The following is a 19,824-nucleotide window of genomic DNA, read 5'->3' on the forward strand; positions in this document are numbered from 1 at the left end:
AATCACCATAAAATATTAACTGTCACTTATGGCGTCCTGAAAAATAAGTGCAAACTTGTGACAATTTCCGGGCAGCAACATATCTTCATGCTCCCCTGGTATTTCGTGAATTTTTATACCCTTCATAACAAAAGGTTTCCAGCCCAAAAACTCCTGGTCATCAACGTAATTCATCCGAATAGTTGATCTAAATAAATCAATATTTCCATTATAGGATTGCAGATTATAAGCGTAAATAGCGCGTTCATACTTTTCTACTGCGCGGTCAATTACTACGAGATTTTCGCCATGTTCAAAAAGAAACTCGAAACCAAACTTCTCCGCTAAGCAAATAATTCTGTTTTTTAAACACTCCAACTGATAAGCCCAGGCTTTTCGTGGATACCTGAAAATACATTTGAATTCATGGTATAGCCGTGGAAATACTCGAATCAGCGATCTTTTAAACCTGACAGGAAACCTATCGAACTTAGATTTTTTTGTAACTTCGATGCAAGTATCAAGTATGGCAACCATTTTAACAATCAATCCTGCAGCCTGCAATTGTCTTGCCATTTCGTAAGCGATAATTCCGCCATCTGAGTACCCGGCCAAAATATAAGGTCCAGTTGGATTATGCTGTCTGATTTCTGAAATATAAAAAGCAGCTGTTTCTTCAACCGATTGAAAAGGTTCATCAGCAGAGTTTATCCCAAGCCCTTGTAAGGCAAAAAAAGGCTGTTCTTTATCAAGCGATGCCACTATTTCATTGAAGACCATCACACCTAACCCGGCCCCATGAACCATATAAATCGGAATTTTAGTTCCCGTTGGCTTGAGCGGCACCAGCGATTTCCATCTAAATAAATTTGTTCCTTTATTTAATACCGCAGCCAGTTTTTGAACCGTCGGATATTCCAGCAAAGTTGAAACGGGAATTTTGCGGCCAATCTTTTTCCCAAGAATGCTCATTATTTCTATTGCAAGCAAAGAGTGGCCACCCAATTCAAAAAAGTCGTCGTGAATATCGACGTGTTTAATACCAATTTCGTCTTTCCATATATCGGAGATCAACAGTTCCATCGGAGCTAGATTAAAACAATTGTGTGCTGTAGCAATTGATGACCGGCTCAATTTTTGTTTGTCGATCTTACCATTGGCTGTTAATGGTATTTCTTCCAACTGTAAAATTTCAGAAGGTAACATGTATATTGGTAATTTATTTCTGATGACCTGCTTCCACTCTTTCACCTTTTCATTAAATTGCGCGTTTGACAGTTTACTATTAGTCACCACATAGGCGATCAATCGCTGGTCTCCCGGTTTGTCCTCAGTAACGACTACCTGTGCTTGTTGAATAGCTGCCTGCGTTGTCAACAGCAACTCCAACTCTGCTGGCTCTATTCTGTAGCCGCGAACCTTTAGCTGGTCATCCAAACGTCCAATAAAAACGATTTCCCCGTTTGATGTATAGGCAAGATCTCCAGTTCTGTAAATTTTTTCTGTGCTGCCTGTACTAAATGGACTAGCTATAAATTTTTCGTCAGTCAGTTCGGGCCTGTTCAAATACCCGGCCGCTAGCTGTATTCCCCCCACGTAAATTTCACCCGTCCTATTGTTGGCTACCGGATTCAAGTTTTGATCCAATATATAAATTTTGACTTGAGGCATCGGTTTTCCGATAGGGATGCCATCCGAGCTTCCGTCAATAGTTGCCAGCGTATTGAATTTATAAGAGATACAACCGACTGTGGTCTCGGTAGGACCATATTCATTAATGATTTCAGCATCAATGCAATCCTCAATCAGAAAATCAATGTGTCGCTTATGCAGCGCTTCACCACCAATAACAAATTTCTTGGTAACCTTTCGCGCATTTGCGTCGTCGGCGGTCTTCAATAGGTAGAGTTGTGCTGGCGTTAATTTAATAAAATCATAAGGTGCGTATTTAATTAGATTACTGTCATTAAACACGTTCACTGCAGTCTCCGAACTTATGACTATTGCTTTTCCAATAATTAATGGAACAAAAATTGCCGTAAGTGCTGCGTCGAAACTTAGCGAAAGGTGAAAAAAGGTTCCGGTATTGCCTATAAGATCGGTTGAATAATCCTGTATACTATTGTGGATATAATTCGCTAACCCGACCTGCGTTATTAAGACTCCCTTTGGCTGACCAGTCGAACCAGAAGTATAAATAATATACGCTATGTCTTTGCCTGAAACGTCGAGGGAGAAATTGGAGTTAGCCTCTGAAGCAGCTCCTAATAAGGCATCTTCAATAAGAAGTCGCTTGGTAGGATCAGCAAGCTTTTTAAATTTAGCTGATGTAATCAGCAGCACTGCTGACGAATCGCTCAAAATAAATTGAATGCGTTCTTGTGGAAGTTCAGGATCAACTGGCAAAAACGTCGCACCTAATTTCATGATAGCCAACACTGAAACGAACAGATTTGGGGACCGATCCAATGCCAAGCCGACTACTTGGCCTTTCGTTATACCATTATGTTTTAAATGCCTTGCGAGTTGATTTGCTTTTTGATTTAAATCTTTGAAAGAAAAAAGCTCATCTCGAAACACCATCGCCGTTTTATCGCGGTGAGCACTTGCGGCTTTATTAATCAAATCGATAACGAGGCCTACTGAAATATTGTTTAGTTTGGATTCTTGGCCGAGTCTTGGATAACTTTTCGTTTCTGCAACCAGTAGGTCTCCCAACTGCTTATTTGGGTCAGTTATAATTGCTTTTATGACATTTTCTAATCCAGCCATCATTTGAGCGATAGATGACGATTTAAAAAGATTCGTATTATACGACCATTCAAAAACAAATGCTTGCGCCGTTCCTGTTGCATTTAAAAAAATTTCAAAGTTTTCAAACGCTCTAGGATTACTGATTACTTTGAAATTTAAGCCATCAAAATTTACGCCAGCTGTCAAACCAATATCAATATTGAACACTATTGGGATTAAAGGAACCCTAGTTACATCCCGTGTAATTCTTAACTTTTTCAGTAAACTACCAAATGACAGCTGCTGGAATTCATAAATATCCAACAGGTCTTCTCTCCGCTCTTTTAAAAATTCTAAAAAACTGAGTGCGGGATTAAACTTACTCCGAATAGGCAATAAATTAACACAGTGCCCAATCAACCTATCATTAGCCATGGTAGCCTGCCCGGCCGCGGGTAAGCCGATGATAATATCATCCTGTCCGGTGACCTGATGCAAGAAAATTTCAAATGCAGCCATTAAAGTCGTTACCAAGCTGCAGCCGTTTCGGACACCAACGTCTTTTAAGTCTGTAATTAACTTGTCACTTATCGCATAATCCAAACGATTACTTTTATAGGTTCGAACAGCAGGTCTCTCAAAGTCGGTGGGTAAGTTCAAAACAGGTATCCTATCATTAAACTTTTTCAGCCAAAACTGCTCGGTTTTTTGGTATGCTTCCGTCTGCAAAAAGTTATTATGATCAATTGCAAACTTCGTAAATGGCGAAGAAACATTAAAATCAACGAATTGGTTATTAGTATAGCTGGAGTAAACATTGGCTAAATCTTGAAGTAAGATTCCTGTTGACCAGCCATCGCAAATGATGTGATGACAAGTGATCGTCAATAGATGTTCCGCACGGTTTAATTTCAGGAGATTTACACGTAACAAAGGACCATGAGTCAGCGAAAATACATGTAAAACCTCTTGCTTTAGCTGATTATCTAAAACAATATTTCGTTCCAGTGGAATTAAACTTGACAGGTCCTGGTACAATAACTTAAAAGGGATATCCTTTAGAATACAGATATGTTTACCATCAGCGCTGAAAACCGAGCGAAGAGACTCATTTCGCTTGATTAATGTCGTGAAACCCTCCTCTAACGCGGTAAAATTTAACGGTCCCTCCAGGCAAAGAGAGATAGACTCATTATAGGCGCGGTTCGCATCATCGCTACCGATGATACACGAAGCCCAAATTTCTTTTTGTGAGTCCGTAGAAGGCGCAAGGTGGGAGATCTCAATCCCCGAAAAAGGATCGAAGTCTACTGAAGTTAAAATCAAGTTATTGACCGAATCAAACATACCTACTATTTATTATCAATTTGGAAATACTTTCCTGGAATATCTGGATTTATTACGAACCACGCGGGGTTACCCTCCTTATCTCTACCTAATCTTGCGTTGGGTATCGGGGGATTTTTTAATTGATCGTCTCCAAACTTATCTTTACTCAGCGTCGGAACGCCGGTTGTTTCGCTAAAAAAACCTGCTGCAGTCATTTCATCGAGGCTGGCCAGGAACAGCTCACTTATTGAGTTAATTTCTTCAGCTGTATGAGCTTCAGTCATAAAACAAGGGAACCCGTCCCACACATGAATACCCTTATATCGCATCAACGTAAAAAGGAGTTCGCAGTAAGGGATCTCGGCTTTAAATCTTATTTTCCACATTGAACCGAAATACGCAACATATAAAGGAAGTCCACGGGATTCAAATTCTCGATTTAATGTTAGAGCCAACTTTTCTGCCTTTTGATTAATCCTTTTTTGCAGTGCTGGTCCTGCGTTTTTCATGTACTGTAATGACGCATTGGTGCTTGCCAGCGCGAGCGGATGCCTTACGAAAGTACCTGCAAAATAGGTTACTCCTACTTCAGGAATTGAGTCATCCCCAAACTCCCAGAATCCCCCGTCGAGCGCGTCCATGAAGTGTTTTTTTCCGGCAATCACACCTATCGGTAGTCCGCCACCAATAACTTTGCCATAGGAGGCAATGTCAGCTTTAATGTCAAACAATGCCTGGGCACCCCCGGGATGCATACGAAAGCCCGTGATAACCTCGTCGAATATTAACGCCGTACCCGACTCGCTGGTTATTTTACGCACTTGTTTTAAAAAGTCTAATGGTTGATAATCGGGTCGGCGACTCTGCACCGGCTCTACCAATACTGCTGCAAGCTCATTGGCCCTTTCCTTTATTATTTTAAGACTTTCAGCTGTACCGTAGTCTAAAATTAACATGTTTTGGACTGCGCCTGGCATAATTCCCGGCGCAGCAGGAAAGGTTTTTAAGTTTTTGGAACTTCTGACCAAAACTTCATCCATGATACCGTGATAGGAATTGGAAAAGGCAACAATTAACGATCTGCCAGTAACCGTTCGCGCAATACGCATGGTCCCTAAAACGGCTTCTGATCCAGTATTGCATAATGCTGCCCTGTCAAAATCAGTAAATTCACAGACTAATTTGCATACCTGGCCGGCAAGTTCATGTTGCGGCCCTACTTCGTAACCCTGTTCCAGCTGATCATTCAGCGCATTTTTTATAAATTCTGGCTGGTACCCTAGAAAATTTGAGCCAAATCCATTTAATACATCAATGTATTCATTTCCATCAATATCCCAGAGTTTACTACCTTTTGATTTGTTCACCACGAGCGGATAAATAATTTCCTTTGTTAAGGGTTTAAATCCTGAAACCACTCTCGGATCAGCCATCTGTGCCCGATGATCTTGTGCATAAGCTTTACTTTTCGCCGTTTTAAGATTATATTTGTGTGCGAGCCGCTCTAAAAAAATCTGTTGATCTTTTGTAAGATTAACAACCACTCGATCAATTCGGGGCATTGCTCCAAATGGTTTCTTTAAATCCGGGTCAATCTCCACTGAAGTCTTAAAGCCATCAGCGAGAGCCCCACTTTTCTGTTTGTAATTTGTTAATGTAAGTGCCGAATCATTTTTGAAACTATTCTTTTCCTGTAATCCCTCTACTTGTTTTGTCAGCAATTCTAATTGTTGAGCAATCATCCCTAACACGGTTTCATTTACGGCTGAGTCATCCCTCGGTTTAACCAAAAATAATGCGTGATCAACATCGTTTGCAGCCTGGGTAGGAAATTCAGCGTCATAATAAGCTTCCGGGAGATTTTCGATTAGATAGTCTAGTAGTAATGTTGCCGTACCCAATTCCCCATTAAGTTGCCTAAAGGTGACTGAAATTTTAAAATGATTTTTTAGCGCAAGCGCTAATTGAGTTAATAAGAGGGAGTCTAACCCGACCTCAAAAAAAGATCTATCAAATGAAGGGCTGTCTATTTCTATACCAGACGTATTAACTACGATCTCTGTGATCCGCTCTGTTAATCTCTCCCTTTTGGCAGAGTTGTAATTTTTCATTTCTACCTGAGTTGACGGTTGTATTAGGGGCATTAGTTTATTTGCTTCTTCAGAAAATTCTTTTGAGTCATCCTCAGGATCGACCCAACAATAAATTCTTTCGAACGCATAGGTCGGAAGGTTTATCTTTCTTCTAATTTGCCCTGCATAAAAAGCATCCCAGTCGGGGCTTAGGCCCTTTGACCATAGTAACCCCAGGGTTTGCAAAATACATTCATAGTCTGTTTGTGGATTTCTACCTGCAGGCAAACTAATTAGAACCTTAGTTTCAGCTGAAGCCTTTTGTTTAACAAAACCACCTAGGGTATTACCTGGACCGATCTCCAAAAAAACGTTATGATCTACCTTTAAAATTTCATCAATGACAGTAGAAAAAAGCACGGTTCTCCGAAGGTGGCTCGCCCAATATTGCGGATCCATTGCTTCCTGGTCGGTCATCCACGTTCCAGTTACGCTTGAAATGATAGGTTTTAGTGGCCTTTTTAAGTCAATGCTTGTAACAACTTCTTTATACGCTTCGACGACCGGATCCATCATAGCCGAATGAAAAGCGTGCTGAGCGTTTAACATTATGAAGGCTACGCCTTGGTTCCCCAATAAACCAGCTAGAATGGTTATGTCTTCACATTGGCCGGCTATAACACAGAGGCTGTCACTGTTTACAGCCGCAACGGATAAACTCTTGAATAGAGTTTTTGAAGCTTCTTTAACATGCATCTTGACTGCCATCATGCTGCCAGTTGGCTGCTCACTCACCATAAGGCCGCGAATTGCAACTAATTTTAATGCATCCGGTAAAGAAAAAATCCCCGCGAAATACCCCGCAACAAATTCACCAAGGCTGTGCCCGCATAACACGGATGGCGTAATACCCCAACTTATCCACAATCTACCCAGTGCATATTCAGTCGCAAACAACGCCGATTGGGTATATCGGGTGTTATTAAGACGCTCTTCAGTGATAGAATCAGTGCTTAAAGGGAAAATTATTGACCTTATGTCAGTATCCAAATACTCTTTCAAATGATTGGCACACTCATCAATGGCTTCACGATAAACTATTTCGTGTTCATATAAATCTTTTCCCATGTCAAGATATTGCGTGCCTTGTCCCGGAAACATAAAAACAGTTTGCCTTGAGCTGTCCTTTGACAAATTGGGCTCACTGCCGCCGTAAGCGCCAACCAACTTTCGTTGAAGGTCGGCTAGATCACTCACCACTAAGTAGCTCCTGGTATCAAAACCTACACGTGTTTTTTGTAAAGTGTAAGCGATATCAGCTAACACCAACGCTTTATCTTTTTCCAAAAATTTTGCAAGTTTCGCAGCATAGCGCTCATTGCTTGCGGGGGACTTCGCTGACCAGGTTATCAGTTCAAAGGGCCGATCGCTAACAGTGAAAACGCGGTCGTCAATAAATTCTTCCATAATCACGTGGACATTTGTTCCGCCTATTCCAAATGAACTTACCCCAGCCCGACGTATACTTGCTGAATCCCAGTCTTTCAAAGCGGTGTTTACATAAAAGGGGCTGTTTGCAAAATCGATTTCAGTATTAGCCTGCTTAAACCCAACAGAGGCTGGTATTTTTTTGTGGCGTAAGGCCAAAGCTGTTTTAATCAATCCTGCAACCCCAGCCGCGGCCGTTAAATGTCCCATATTACTTTTAATGGAACCAATAGCGCAAAATTGCTTATGCTGCTGATCGCTAAAAGCCATTCTTAAGCCTTCAAGCTCAATTGGATCGCCAATTGGTGTCGCCGTACCGTGCGCTTCAATGTATTGTAAAGTATCAGGATCGACTGCGGCATCTGCTAAAGCTTTTTTTATTGCGTAAGCTTGTCCCTCGGCGTTAGGTGAAGTAAAGCTGCCTTTGTCGCTGCCATCATTATTTAGTCCGATTCCTTTAATTACGGCGAAAATCTCATCCCCGTCATTTTTTGCGGCTTCGAGGTCTTTTAACAAAATGACCCCTGCCCCATCACTAAAAACTGTGCCTTTTGCTGACGCATCGAAGGAACGGCAATGGCCATCACTGCTCATCATAGACCCTTCCTGATACAAATGGCCACTTTTGATTGGAGTCGTTATACTTGCGCCTCCGGCTAATGCGACCTGGCAATGTCCATTTCTAATGGCATCAACCGCCTGGGCAACTGCCAATAACGAGGTGGAACACGCGGAATAAACACTCACAGCCGGGCCTTTCAAGTTTAATTGATAGGCAGTACGGGAAGAAATATAATCCTTTTCATTTACTGTCATTGTCCTGAACTCGCCAACCTGGTCTCTGATGGTTTTGTTTTTAAGTATATTATTCAGGTAATAAGTATTATTTCCACATCCTGCATAAACACCGATTTCACCTTTGTATTTTTGTGGTAAATGGCCGGTCTTTTCTAATACTTCCCAGGCTATTTCTAAAAATATCCGCTGTTGGGGATCCATTACCTGAGCTAGTTTCACATTTAGTCCAAAAAAAGCAGGATCAAAATTCTTGGCATTTTCAATAATACCTCTTGCCTTAACATAATCCGGGTCATTTTTCAAACCCGTTGGTATAGCTGAATCGATCTCATCGTCCGAAAAAAAAGAAATTGTTTCTTTTCCTTCCTTCAATATATCCCATAAATCTTCAATCGTTTCTGCGCCCGGGAAACGTCCTGCCATGCCAATTACGGCAATATCCCTTTTTTTAGCAGTTGATTCATTCTTTGCTACCTCAATAGACCTGTCCTGGTCTTTCCCGCTCAAAAATTGACACAACCCCTCAATAGTGGGGTATTGATATAATTTTGTTACCGGCAACTCGTAACCATAAAGACGTTTTAAGGCGGAAACAAAATTTGAAGCTAACAAGGAATTCCCTCCCAGTTCAAAAAAGTTATCCTCGATGACAATTGTCGCTAGGGCTAATGAGTCCTTCCATAAATTAGTGATATGCGTTGCTAACTCGCTGTTGGTTATTTGATATTTTAACAACTCCGGACTGCGAACAACTTTTTCGGCAAGCGCCTTACGGTCCGCTTTGCCATTTGAAGTTAGCGGAATCCTATCCAGCTTGATCAAGACAGCTGGGATCATGTATTTTGGCAATTTTGACATTAAAAATACATTAAGCTTCACATGATCTACATCGTATTCAGCAGCAAAATAAGCGATCAATCGCTTCAAACCGTTTGATTCATCCCTGACAACAACTACAGCTTGCCTAATGCCGGGAAAACTGTGAAATATCGTTTCAATTTCACCCAATTCAATACGATTCCCGTTGATCTTGACTTGATGATCTATCCGCCCAAGGTATTCGATGTTTCCGTCTGGTAGCCACCGAGCTAGGTCGCCGGTTTTATAGAGCGTTTTGCCAAATTCACTGAGACTATTAATAAATTTCTTTTCCGTCAGATCCTTGTCCGTTAGATAGCCGGCTCCGACCCCTGCCCCGCCAATGTAAATCTCTCCGATGGCATTAATAGGTTGCAGCTGGGCCGACTGGCTTAATATATAGAGTTGGACATTATCATTTGGCCGACCAATGGGGATATTTCTATTGATAAATCTTTGGGGCTGGCCAACTCGGTAGAAAGATGCAATGTCGGTACATTCCGTGGGACCATAACTGTTGACGATTTCACTTTTAAAGCTTGGTTCAGAGAGCCAGCGTTCCAGGCGATTCAGCTGAATAGGTTCGCCACCTAGGATAACAAGTCTTAAACTGTCGATCGATTCCAAACAGTCGTTGTCTTCAACTAAGGGATAAAAGGCATTGGGCGCGCAATTAATAATGGTAACTTTTTCTGCCTTTATAGTGTTTATTATTGCCTGGCTATCAAATTTCGCAATCTCAGGAATTATAAGTTTTCCGCCTGCTACTAATGTTGAATAGATATTCTTTTGCGTCAGATCAAAAGCAATTGAACTGATGATTATTGTGTTGTCTAAATTGTTGATATTAAACTCTTTAATATACCATTGCAGCAAGTTGACGATACCACTGTGAAATACGCCGGCGCCTTTTGGCCTGCCAGTGGAACCCGAAGTATAAATTACATAAGCCAGGTTTTGCGGCTTATACGGCATCTTTAAATTATCCGAGGCCAATTTAGTGATAGTATACCAGTCCGTTGACAGGTTTATAACCTCAATCTGTAAATTTTTGGCAATAAGATGTTCTGATGAGCTGTCGCATAACACAAGTTTTGTTTCCAAATCTTCCAGCAAATACTGAACCCTGTCAGCAGGGTAATCTGGGTCGATTGGAACATACGTCCCGCCAGCTTTGATTACAGCTAGTATGGCAATGATCATTTGAGCAGACCTGCTTATACAAATCGGGACAAGAGTTTCAGCTTTAACTCCCTTTTGAATCAGCAAACGCGCGAGTTGATTGCAGCGCTCATTAAGCAGGTCATAACTAAATCGGGTTGCTCCGAATACCAAGGCAGTGTTAGCAGGTGTCTTTAGCGCCTGTTCCTCAAAAAGATCAATAAATGATTTATCTTTATCATAGGTTGTTTGGGTACTGTTGAATTCCAGCAACAAAAGCGAACGTTCTTGAGGCGACAAAATGCGCAGCAAATCGATTGGAACGTCGCATTGATCGGCTAAACTAATTAAAAGTTCCCTGTAATTAGCCAAAAAATGCGATATTGTCGATTCTGAAAAAAGACTTACAGCATAATTTATTGATATAATCAGGGTGCCCGCCGATTTCGTGATCGAAACGTGCAGATCAAATCTGGCTGAATCATATATAGGCTTTAAGCCATTTTCCCCGTCAGCGGCGTCATCCGGGCGACTGTCAAACGTAAAAAGTATTTGGTCGAGTACGTTGCTTTCAAGCTTTATTTCTTTAAGTACACTCTCTATACCCACCTGACTATATTTCTGAAGCTCCTTCATTTCCAAAAGAACCTCCTTTAATAAGTCTGAAACCAATTCAGTGCCTTGCATCTTTGTCTGCGCTGGCAAAATATTTTCGCTTGATCGATCGCCGGCCGAATTGTCAAGGTCAACTGGTACCATAACTGTTAGTTCTGTTTGTGCGGTATACCGGTAAAGTATTATGTTAAACACGGTAAAAAAGAGACCAAACAATGATTTATTGTCATTTATAATAAGAAATCCGTCATTTGCAGCAATATCCTTACCGATTTCAAGTTTTAAAGTATGGCGATCAGAAGCAGAGCTAGGGTTTGGATGTTCGTAAGGAAGATCGTTCAAGATCAATTTTTTGAACTTTTGTTCCCAAAACTGGAAAATATCTTCAGAATTCATAAATAGAGACAAGGGTTTTACAAGGGCTTTGACCCAATTAACTAAACAATTTCTTCTGACCGTCTTCGGTCACCGCCATTCCCTCTTTCTTGGGTTGGGCAGTTAGCTGCTTTCTACGAAAAAACTTGTAAATTAGTTTGGTTTAAATAACATATCGTAAGTCATAGTAAATAACTGAAGCGATGATCAAACGATTTAATAAAATTAAGATTAAATGTCGAAAAATTGCAATCATTAATTTTATTACGAACAATATCGCGAGATAAATGCATGACGATTGAAAACTTATACAAGGAGCCTTTACCTCCTTTTCACTGGCCTTTTCTGACGGAAAATGAAATTCCCACTAAATGTTCATGGTCTTACAGCCGAGTCCTAAACAGACTGCTGACATCAAAACCATCTTTTTTGAATTAGCTACCAATATAAACCAAATTGTAATAGGAAGGGGTAAACTCGCACAAGAAGGCTATTGGCCACATTTTTTTTGAATTAATAAACAGAGCTAAAAACAGCTTGTAAGCAATTAGCTAATAAAGACAAAAATTTACCGCGTCAAAATACTTCTATTATGCTGAAAGTTTCATTTGCCACCTATGACACCTGGTAACCCATAGGTTAAAGTTATCACCCCAAATTACATTATTTTTAATGCTGATCACAAATCTATTAGCTGTCGCTATAGTTTAGCTACTTTAGTTTCGTTAGTTTTTGGAAAACATCAGCTGCTACACATAAATCCGATTATAGTTTTTTGTTTATTATTTACTTGTTACTTATTTTTTTAACTTTGTTCCATGTGGTCCACGTCATTTGAGTTGGTTAAGATTGAGGGTCGAAATACTTTAATTATGCCAAATAGCGATCTTCAAATAAGCATTTATGATCTGAATACTGAAGAATTTATTCCCGACACTCAAAAATATCAGCTTTACGGCGATTATCACGGGGCACCGATTGCATTTGAGTTTATTTTAAAGGAGAGCCAGTGGGAAAATATCCCCGCTGCTTTGAGATGGTTTGCGAGATATGTAAATTATCCAACTATGGAGCTTATACCCGAAGATCCACGACGATCTTTAAACCTTAGAGTGGTTAGGTGAAAAAAAACTGTTGGTAATGCCAGCTAAAAGCTGCTGGTTATTAGTTATTAAGTTGCAACTCATGTAACTCTAGTGAACCTGGGGCTGCCAATCTAATAATTTTTGACAAAAAAGTTTGATAACTGGATTCTTAGCTAATTTTTCGCTGGTTCCCCGTATTATTTTCTGTTAATTCTTCCAAAAAGATCGCTTCTTCCGGACGCGAAATTTTAATTTTTGAAACGTTATACAAAGGCATGGACGACGAGTACTCAAAAACCTCAACATTTAATAAAGAAACTTCTATTTTTCCATTTGTTTCGCGAATTGATTCAACAGTTCCCGTATAACTCATGTCTCTGTCTAATTCGGTCAAAGAAATCCTTCTTACGGCCGGTCCGGCAACAAAGGTCTCATTAAAGGCGGCGATTATCTTTGCTTTCATTTTTCTTGTATTTTAAGTGGTTATACGCACTGGGTTTTGTTAAGGTTGCATTTAATCCAATTTTTTAATAGCTACATCATTTAAATTCCTAAGTAGGTTTGCTAACGACACCTAGTTTTGATTGATTTTATTTACAACATTATCTCCTATAATTATTAATTGCTACTTTTACAGTTACAGCATACATAATTGAAAAAAATAATAATTTCGATAATCATATTATTCCAGTTCACGGCGTGCTCGCTTTTTAATTGGAATAGGTCTACTAAGGCAATAAAAAATTCCGATAAAGAAGCACATTTTCAGGTTGACAATGGCTTTTGGATCGATGGGTCCGACACCACATTTTTAATTATTCATTTTAGCGCCAAACGGTTAAAAATAATAAACGATAGTACTGCCATATATAAGCCGTTACTTAAACCTTAGTATCGGCAATGTCCGCTATAATAATACGTTGCTAATTTAAATGCCTGTTAGGTTGTTCTTATTTATAAACTACAATACCTTAACATTATTGTAATTAAGTGTTTATATATTTTACTAAATGTTGTGTTTTTATTGGAGTTTAATCGGCGTTTATCATTGATAACAAACGCCGATTTGTGGCCCGCCGCTCAACAATTCAAACATAAAAACAAAAACATGTTACATAATGTTCGTTTAATATAAAGTTTAAAATTGTATAGCGAAACTATTTTGTTGTTAAATCCGTAAAAATGCAATTAATCGACATCTTGGCTCGCACAATTTGCGTACATGAGAATTAAAGAATTGAATTTGCAATAGTCCTGTTTGAATTGAGCAAGACTGAAGCAATATAACTTTTGTATGTTTTGTCGCAACAATTCTATATAATATATCGCCGCACAAATGATTATTATGCTATTTTTTAACATAATGATGAAGAAATATTTAAAATGATAGAAAAAAATAGAATCCTATTAATGGGTCATAATTTTTTCCCTGAACCAACTGGCATCGGAAAATACAGCGGTGAAATGATAGAATGGTTACGTAAGAAAGATTATAATTGCACAGTGGTCACTACTTATCCCTACTACCCCTATTGGAAAGTACAGCCTCCTTACAAAAACGGGTGGTATAAAAAAGAATTTTTTTCTTTGGCTGAGTCCGGTGAGAAAGTAACGCTGTATAGATGTCCACTTTACGTGCCCGATAATTTGAGTGGAAGAAATAGAATATTGCATGACTTATCGTTTTCGATATCTATGTTTTTTGTAATTCTGAAATTAATCTTCTGTGACAAAAGTTTTGATTATATCATTACTGTTGCTCCTCCCTTCCATATCGGTTACCTTGCATTATTATATCGGACTTTCAGGGGCGGAAAATTAATCTATCACATACAGGATTTGCAAATAGAGGCTGCACAACAATCGAATATATTAAAAGGAAATAAACTATTTCAGTTACTACATAAAGCCGAAAAGGTTATTTTAAAGAAGAGTGACGTTGTTAGTAGTATATCTCACGGTATGATTAACAAAATCAAATCAAAGGTTGATAGAGATATTAAATTCTTCCCAAACTGGGTAGAGACGTCACAGTTTTTTCCTATAGAGGATAATTCATTGATTCGGCAGCAATGGGGTTTCAATAAAGCAGACTTTATTTGTCTTTATTCGGGTAGTATCGGTGGAAAGCAGGGTTTAGAAAATATTATCTACGCCGCCGAGCTTTTAAAAGAACAGGCGCATATCAAATTTGTTATTTGCGGCACCGGACCTTATAAAAAGAAATTAGAAGAAATAGTCTTGGAAAAAAAACTGGATAATATTTCCTTTGTTCCGTTAGTTGGGAAAGCTAATTTTAATGACTTTTTGAACCTTGCTGATTTACATCTTATTGTACAAAAAGCATATATCGGTGATTTGGTAATGCCGTCGAAATTACAAACTATTTTAGCTGTTGGCGGCGTAAGTTTAATTACCGCAGAAAAAGACACTTCGCTATATGCGCTGGTAGAAAAATTTAAGGTGGGCTTTATCGTCGATCCCGATGATCATGTGAAACTGGCTGAAAAAATTATCCAGGCGTCGTACGATGATACGAAGGGAAAACGCGCGAACGCAAGAGAGTATGCGTTACTATATTTAAATATAGATACGGTAATGAACCGATTTGTAAATGACATAGCTATTGACCCCAAGACGGATGATAGGCGCCTTTTTGTAAATATTTGATTATCACTGACAGTTGCAATATTTTATGATGTTTCAATGAGGTACTAATATTATATAATAAATAAACTGGGCTTTGTGTGGTCAAGAAAATTGACACCTAGATTGCTATCAGAATGACGGCTTTAGATGTTTGTGTAGGGGATTAAAATGGCATAAGCAGAGCATCGCGATTAAATTACTTTTAATTATTAATTTACGGATGAGTAGGTTTAAATAACAATGTGACAATTTATTAACTAACGCTTTCAACCAATGTAGTTCCGTGAAAAACTATTATTATCACGTGGCAGATCCTATTTGTAGTGTTTTCAACCAGTATGGAAATGTATATCGCAGATATTGTAAAAATAGTTTATATTTAGATTTTACTAAACAAAATTATTAGTGTAAACAATGTTAACAAAGAGCCGAGAATTAGTGATTTATTAAAAATTTGAAAAGGATGTTTTGTATAATGAATGTATGAGTTTATTTGAATCCTATCTTTTCAATAATGATAAAGATGATCTTGCAGCTATAATAAACTCCGCCAGTGCTGGAATATGGGAGTTTGACGTTCATACAAAGAAAGTAACCTGGTCTACGGGTTTTTACAAAGTCTTGGGTTATGAACCTGGCGAGATAGAATGTTCTTATAATAACTTCATTAACAGCCTCCTCTATCATGAAGATAGGAAAGCCTTTCTAACTGCTTTATATCACACGCCATCGGTTGATGTTGAGAATATTTTTATTCGTTTATTAACTAAAAAAGGTTTTCAATGGTTTCAAAGTTCAACAAATTTACATAATGAGTCTAAATTAACCGGCACTATTGTAAATGTTCACAATTTTAAACTGACTGAACTTCAGGTTAAGGCCAAGAATGAACACATTACTGAAGCGAATAAACTGATAAAACTAGGATGTTGGGAATTTGATGTCGATACGAATGTTTTACATTTTAATAATGAGGCACTCGATATTTTTGAGCTCAATCAACAAGTAGGCACAATAGAAAATTTCACGAACTTCTTTATACCTGAGCATCAATTAAAACTTTCAGAAGCAACTGGCTTGTGTATTAATTTTGGTAAGCCTTACGAACTGGATCTCAAAATAATAACAGCAAGGAAAAACAGTCTGTGGGTTAAAATAAAAGCCTTAGCAAATATTGATAATTTTGGTAAATGTTTGAAAGTCAGTGGCGTTATCCAGGATATTACATCTAATAAGCAAAACGAACATCAGTTAAAATCGTCACTTACTCAAGTAAATCTTCAAAATAAACGACTGCAAAATTTTGCCTATATCGTTTCTCATAACTTACGTTCATATGTAGGGAACCTAGCTTTTATGATAAACCTTCATGAAGAAACGTCTGAGCGAAAAGAAAAGGCAGAAACTTTTAATCATATCAAGACTATTAGCAATAGCTTAAATACAATGGTTAGTCATTTAAACGAAATTGTCAAAGTCGAATCGGATGGTAAAACAGAAAAAACTTTAATTAGCCTAGAGTTATTGTTTAATACAATCGTCAACGCCCTGCAAAGCAATATTAAGTCTGCCGATGCGATTATCAACTTTGATTTCTCAAAATGTCCCTATGTTTATTACTTGCCCGCCTATTTAGAAAGTATCTTTTTTAACCTTTTAACCAATGCTTTAAAATATCGTGATCCCTCTAGACAGGTAGTTATTAAATGCGAAAGTTTTAAAGATGATGAAAATATATACGTTACTTTTGAAGATAACGGATTAGGTATAGATCTTAGCTTAAATGGCGATAAGATTTTTGGCATGTATCAGACGTTCCATAGGAATGCAGATGCACAAGGCATAGGACTATATATCACCCGCAACCAGGTTGAGGCGCTCGGCGGCTCCATAACTGTCGAAAGCACGGTAAACATCGGAACTAAATTCATTGTTAAATTATGTTAAAAATAAAGTTGCAACCTTTTGCTAAATCGCAACGTAAAACTTAATATGAGTAGAGATGTACAAACAGCTTGGATTATCGATGATGATGAGATTTACAAATATGGGTTCCGTAAGTACGTTACAATTAAAAAATTCTGTCCTAATATCTTGGAATTTGCGAACGGGGAAGAGGCTATTAGTTATTTAAAAAGCCCTATAAATCAAGCAAATTTACCGGATATTATATTTTTGGACATAGATATGCCCGTGATGGACGGATGGGGATTCGTAGATGCATTTAGTGATCTAAAAAGTCGACTTGACAAACAAATAACATTGTTGATGGTTACCAGTTCACTAAATTATGCAGATATTGTGCGAGCAAGACGCTGTCCCGAAATTACGGAATACATCGTCAAGCCAATCGACGCAGAACAATTTACCGCGGCTTTTAACTTCGGTCAAAACAAGTTAAGTGCTTAACCATTTCTTTGAATTCTGCACATTCTAATTAGATGACCACAACATTACCGCAGTAACGACAGGGGAATCAATTAAAATAAACCAATTTTAAAGCTTAACGCATAATTGCTATTATATTCATTTGGAGATTGAGGTTCCTTTATGCCTTTATAAGCTAACCAGTTAGAGAACCGTATAGAATGATCAGTAACTTTTAATACGGCAATTTTTCAGGCACCGAGGCCGCCACTGAACTATTGAATCGATAAATTAGAGAAAAACTAAGAGAAGGCATCTTGCCGCGGACGGAAATAATCAACCTTCCGCGAAAATCACGTAAGCCGCCAATTTAGACGATAATTGACCTTTATCCTAGTCCACATCTCTATATACTGACTAAACCTGAACAAAGCGATTGAATATAAATAAATTCGTACAACAAACAATTCGAGTACAAATACGTTATCTCAGTATAAAATTATTTAAAATCTTTATGCTAGTTCGAAAGCTATGAATATATTATGAATGTCTAGTTCAGCTAAAGGAAAGTGGTATGATGCAACTTGAAGTATTTTTAGGTGTGCTTAACCTAATTGAAAAGAAAAACATAGAATGGTTCAAGAATAGAAAAGGCATTCTTGATAGTCAAGATCATGACCTTTTAATTAATCATCTAGAAATCATGAAGGAAAACCATAATGTGACCTTCAGTTTCCGTAGCGATTCCGAACTGCCGAAGGACATTCGTGAACAATGCACGAAAGTTTATGAAGCCTTCTTTCCCAATACCTATTTTTAGCCTTTAATTCCTGCATTAAAACTAGAGAATAGTGCTGCAGCTAACAGCTTTCCTACGTTAGCTTATCTCAGGCTAAAGTCGGCAGACGGACTATCACATTGGCCCTGGTAAGATTGGCCGATTGAGGCAAACAAACACGGATTGTGTGTCACAAAATTATGTGACTTAAATAATCCGTCTTGATAACAGCGTCAATCAGGTCGGGGTGAACGTGACCGGCATATCAAATTAACCGCTAATTCGAATTAACATTTCTTTCTTAGTATTTTCTATAAAATTTTCAAAGTCGGCGTATTCCCGCTTTTCAGGCACGACCTTTCGTCCAAAGAATAAGAATGGAGAATTTAGATTGATAACATAGTAATTTAAAACCAGATCACCCGTTACCTTTTTCAAGTCATTTACCAATTCATCGATGACGAACATAAACTCTTCGCCCAACTTGTCGTATACCTCCATTAGGACATCTAACAATATTTCGCCGAAATCATTGTCTGGTCTGTTTGAAACGACTGATTCCGAATTGTATTTAAAAGGAGACCGTCCAGATTTGTCTAAAACTAAGCTAGCATCAAAAATTTCACGAAAAGATCTATCAATAGCGTCAAGAATAAGCACATGCCCGCAATTATCAAAATTGTAATTATTTTCCATTGATATCCAATATATGAATTTCACTTGAATAAGCAAGGATTAATTACAGGTAGGTAGAGTAAATATTAAATTACGAGGATGGATCTCTTATAATCAAATAAAGTCTAATTACCGAATTGCGAAATTATGTGCCTTTTATCGATCGTTCGTCGGCAGTAATTACTTCTCAGCAAAAGCTTGTCGAATGTGGATAAATTTCAGAAGTTATATGGGTTATAAGGGCGATACCACGCGGTCATAATACTGCCCGAAATAATTAAATGGGCGGGTAGAAATACACCCCTCCCCTACTTGGAATAATAAGTAAGGTAATACAGAAATATTAATGTTACTGTCGCAACGCCCACAAATAGCAGGATATTAATTAAACGATTAACCCGTCTGGAAAATGTATGAAAATTATCACCATAATTCACCCTGAAGTTTTTATCAAGTTCAAATTGCTTACCAGCATATCCGCCATGTGAGGTAAATAATTTACCCTCCGCTGTAATTGAAATCTGTTGCAAATTCTTAGCTGGGTATAATTGTTTAACTTCTATAAATCCATCAGATAGCAGGCGATCTGCCACTTCTTCAATGGTAGATAATCCGCAGTGGAATGTCTGCGCTATCGTTTTATCATCTACAACCCCATCCCCAATCACTAGCAGTGTGTTTAGGAAAAGATCAAGTTTCTCCGTCGGTGATAATGTTTCGAACTTCATTAATGTGGTTTACAATGTTTACGGAATAGTAAAGCAAAATGTTTAGAATTCAAATTTTCATTGCACATCAGTAAAAAAATATTTTAAAAGGCTAACAAATTACCTCTTAAATAATCGTACCAATACCAATATTT

10 protein-coding genes are annotated in these 19,824 nt (G+C 38.3%); 5 read left to right on the plus strand and 5 right to left on the minus strand.

Annotated elements, in window-relative coordinates; genetic code table 11:
• Positions 1-15: 15 nt before the first annotated feature.
• Positions 16-4,059, minus strand: a complete 4,044-nt coding sequence (locus ABIB50_RS18710) for an amino acid adenylation domain-containing protein (RefSeq protein ID WP_429382199.1) — start codon at positions 4,057-4,059, stop codon at positions 16-18.
• A 5-nt stretch (positions 4,060-4,064) separates the two neighbouring features.
• Entirely contained in the window at positions 4,065-11,429 is a 7,365-nt protein-coding gene (locus ABIB50_RS18715; protein WP_429382200.1) for an amino acid adenylation domain-containing protein, read from the minus strand.
• Positions 11,430-12,280: 851 nt separating this feature from the next.
• On the opposite strand from ABIB50_RS18715, the gene ABIB50_RS18720 reads away from it, so the two are divergent.
• Positions 12,281-12,532 (plus strand): hypothetical protein, encoded by a 252-nt coding sequence (locus ABIB50_RS18720; protein WP_429382202.1) that lies wholly within the window; start codon positions 12,281-12,283, stop codon positions 12,530-12,532.
• A 130-nt stretch (positions 12,533-12,662) separates the two neighbouring features.
• Here the strand turns inward: ABIB50_RS18720 and ABIB50_RS18725 are convergent, their stop codons facing one another.
• Complete coding sequence (locus ABIB50_RS18725) at positions 12,663-12,956, minus strand: hypothetical protein (protein WP_429382204.1); 294 nt, start codon at positions 12,954-12,956, stop codon at positions 12,663-12,665.
• Between the two features lie 920 nt (positions 12,957-13,876).
• Here ABIB50_RS18725 and ABIB50_RS18730 point away from each other — a divergent pair.
• The 4 genes from ABIB50_RS18730 (at position 13,877) to ABIB50_RS18745 (ending at position 18,329) form a co-directional block, all read left to right on the plus strand.
• On the plus strand, positions 13,877-15,163 hold the full coding sequence (locus ABIB50_RS18730) for a WcaI family glycosyltransferase (protein WP_429382206.1): 1,287 nt from the start codon (positions 13,877-13,879) through the stop codon (positions 15,161-15,163).
• A 462-nt stretch (positions 15,164-15,625) separates the two neighbouring features.
• Positions 15,626-17,089 (plus strand): PAS domain-containing sensor histidine kinase, encoded by a 1,464-nt coding sequence (locus tag ABIB50_RS18735; protein WP_429382208.1) that lies wholly within the window; start codon positions 15,626-15,628, stop codon positions 17,087-17,089.
• A 45-nt stretch (positions 17,090-17,134) separates the two neighbouring features.
• A complete protein-coding gene (locus ABIB50_RS18740; protein ID WP_429382210.1) occupies positions 17,135-17,551 on the plus strand; it encodes a response regulator in 417 nt (138 codons plus the stop codon).
• A 532-nt stretch (positions 17,552-18,083) separates the two neighbouring features.
• A complete protein-coding gene (locus tag ABIB50_RS18745) occupies positions 18,084-18,329 on the plus strand; it encodes a hypothetical protein (RefSeq protein ID WP_429382212.1) in 246 nt (81 codons plus the stop codon).
• Between the two features lie 228 nt (positions 18,330-18,557).
• Here ABIB50_RS18745 and ABIB50_RS18750 read toward each other — a convergent pair whose 3' ends face one another.
• Together ABIB50_RS18750 and ABIB50_RS18755 are read right to left on the minus strand one after the other, a co-directional pair.
• Positions 18,558-18,983: a hypothetical protein gene (locus tag ABIB50_RS18750; RefSeq protein ID WP_429382214.1), complete on the minus strand. Its 426-nt coding sequence runs from the start codon at positions 18,981-18,983 to the stop codon at positions 18,558-18,560.
• 287 nt (positions 18,984-19,270) lie between these two features.
• Positions 19,271-19,690, minus strand: a complete 420-nt coding sequence (locus ABIB50_RS18755) for a hypothetical protein (protein WP_429382216.1) — start codon at positions 19,688-19,690, stop codon at positions 19,271-19,273.
• Between the last annotated feature and the right edge of the window lie 134 nt (positions 19,691-19,824).

It is taken from the genome of Mucilaginibacter sp. UYCu711, from assembly GCF_050433825.1.
In the GTDB taxonomy this organism is placed as follows: domain Bacteria; phylum Bacteroidota; class Bacteroidia; order Sphingobacteriales; family Sphingobacteriaceae; genus Mucilaginibacter.

Bases quoted from the DNA above. Each gene is read 5' to 3' on its own strand.
- ABIB50_RS18710 (WP_429382199.1), bottom strand. From the start codon at position 4,059: ATGTTTGATTCGGTCAATAACTTGATTTTAACTTCAGTAGACTTCGAT.
- ABIB50_RS18715 (WP_429382200.1), bottom strand. From the start codon at position 11,429: ATGAATTCTGAAGATATTTTCCAGTTTTGGGAACAAAAGTTCAAAAAA.
- ABIB50_RS18720 (WP_429382202.1), top strand. From the start codon at position 12,281: ATGCCAAATAGCGATCTTCAAATAAGCATTTATGATCTGAATACTGAA.
- ABIB50_RS18725 (WP_429382204.1), bottom strand. From the start codon at position 12,956: ATGAAAGCAAAGATAATCGCCGCCTTTAATGAGACCTTTGTTGCCGGA.
- ABIB50_RS18730 (WP_429382206.1), top strand. From the start codon at position 13,877: ATGATAGAAAAAAATAGAATCCTATTAATGGGTCATAATTTTTTCCCT.
- ABIB50_RS18735 (WP_429382208.1), top strand. From the start codon at position 15,626: ATGAGTTTATTTGAATCCTATCTTTTCAATAATGATAAAGATGATCTT.
- ABIB50_RS18740 (WP_429382210.1), top strand. From the start codon at position 17,135: ATGAGTAGAGATGTACAAACAGCTTGGATTATCGATGATGATGAGATT.
- ABIB50_RS18745 (WP_429382212.1), top strand. From the start codon at position 18,084: ATGATGCAACTTGAAGTATTTTTAGGTGTGCTTAACCTAATTGAAAAG.
- ABIB50_RS18750 (WP_429382214.1), bottom strand. From the start codon at position 18,983: ATGGAAAATAATTACAATTTTGATAATTGCGGGCATGTGCTTATTCTT.
- ABIB50_RS18755 (WP_429382216.1), bottom strand. From the start codon at position 19,690: ATGAAGTTCGAAACATTATCACCGACGGAGAAACTTGATCTTTTCCTA.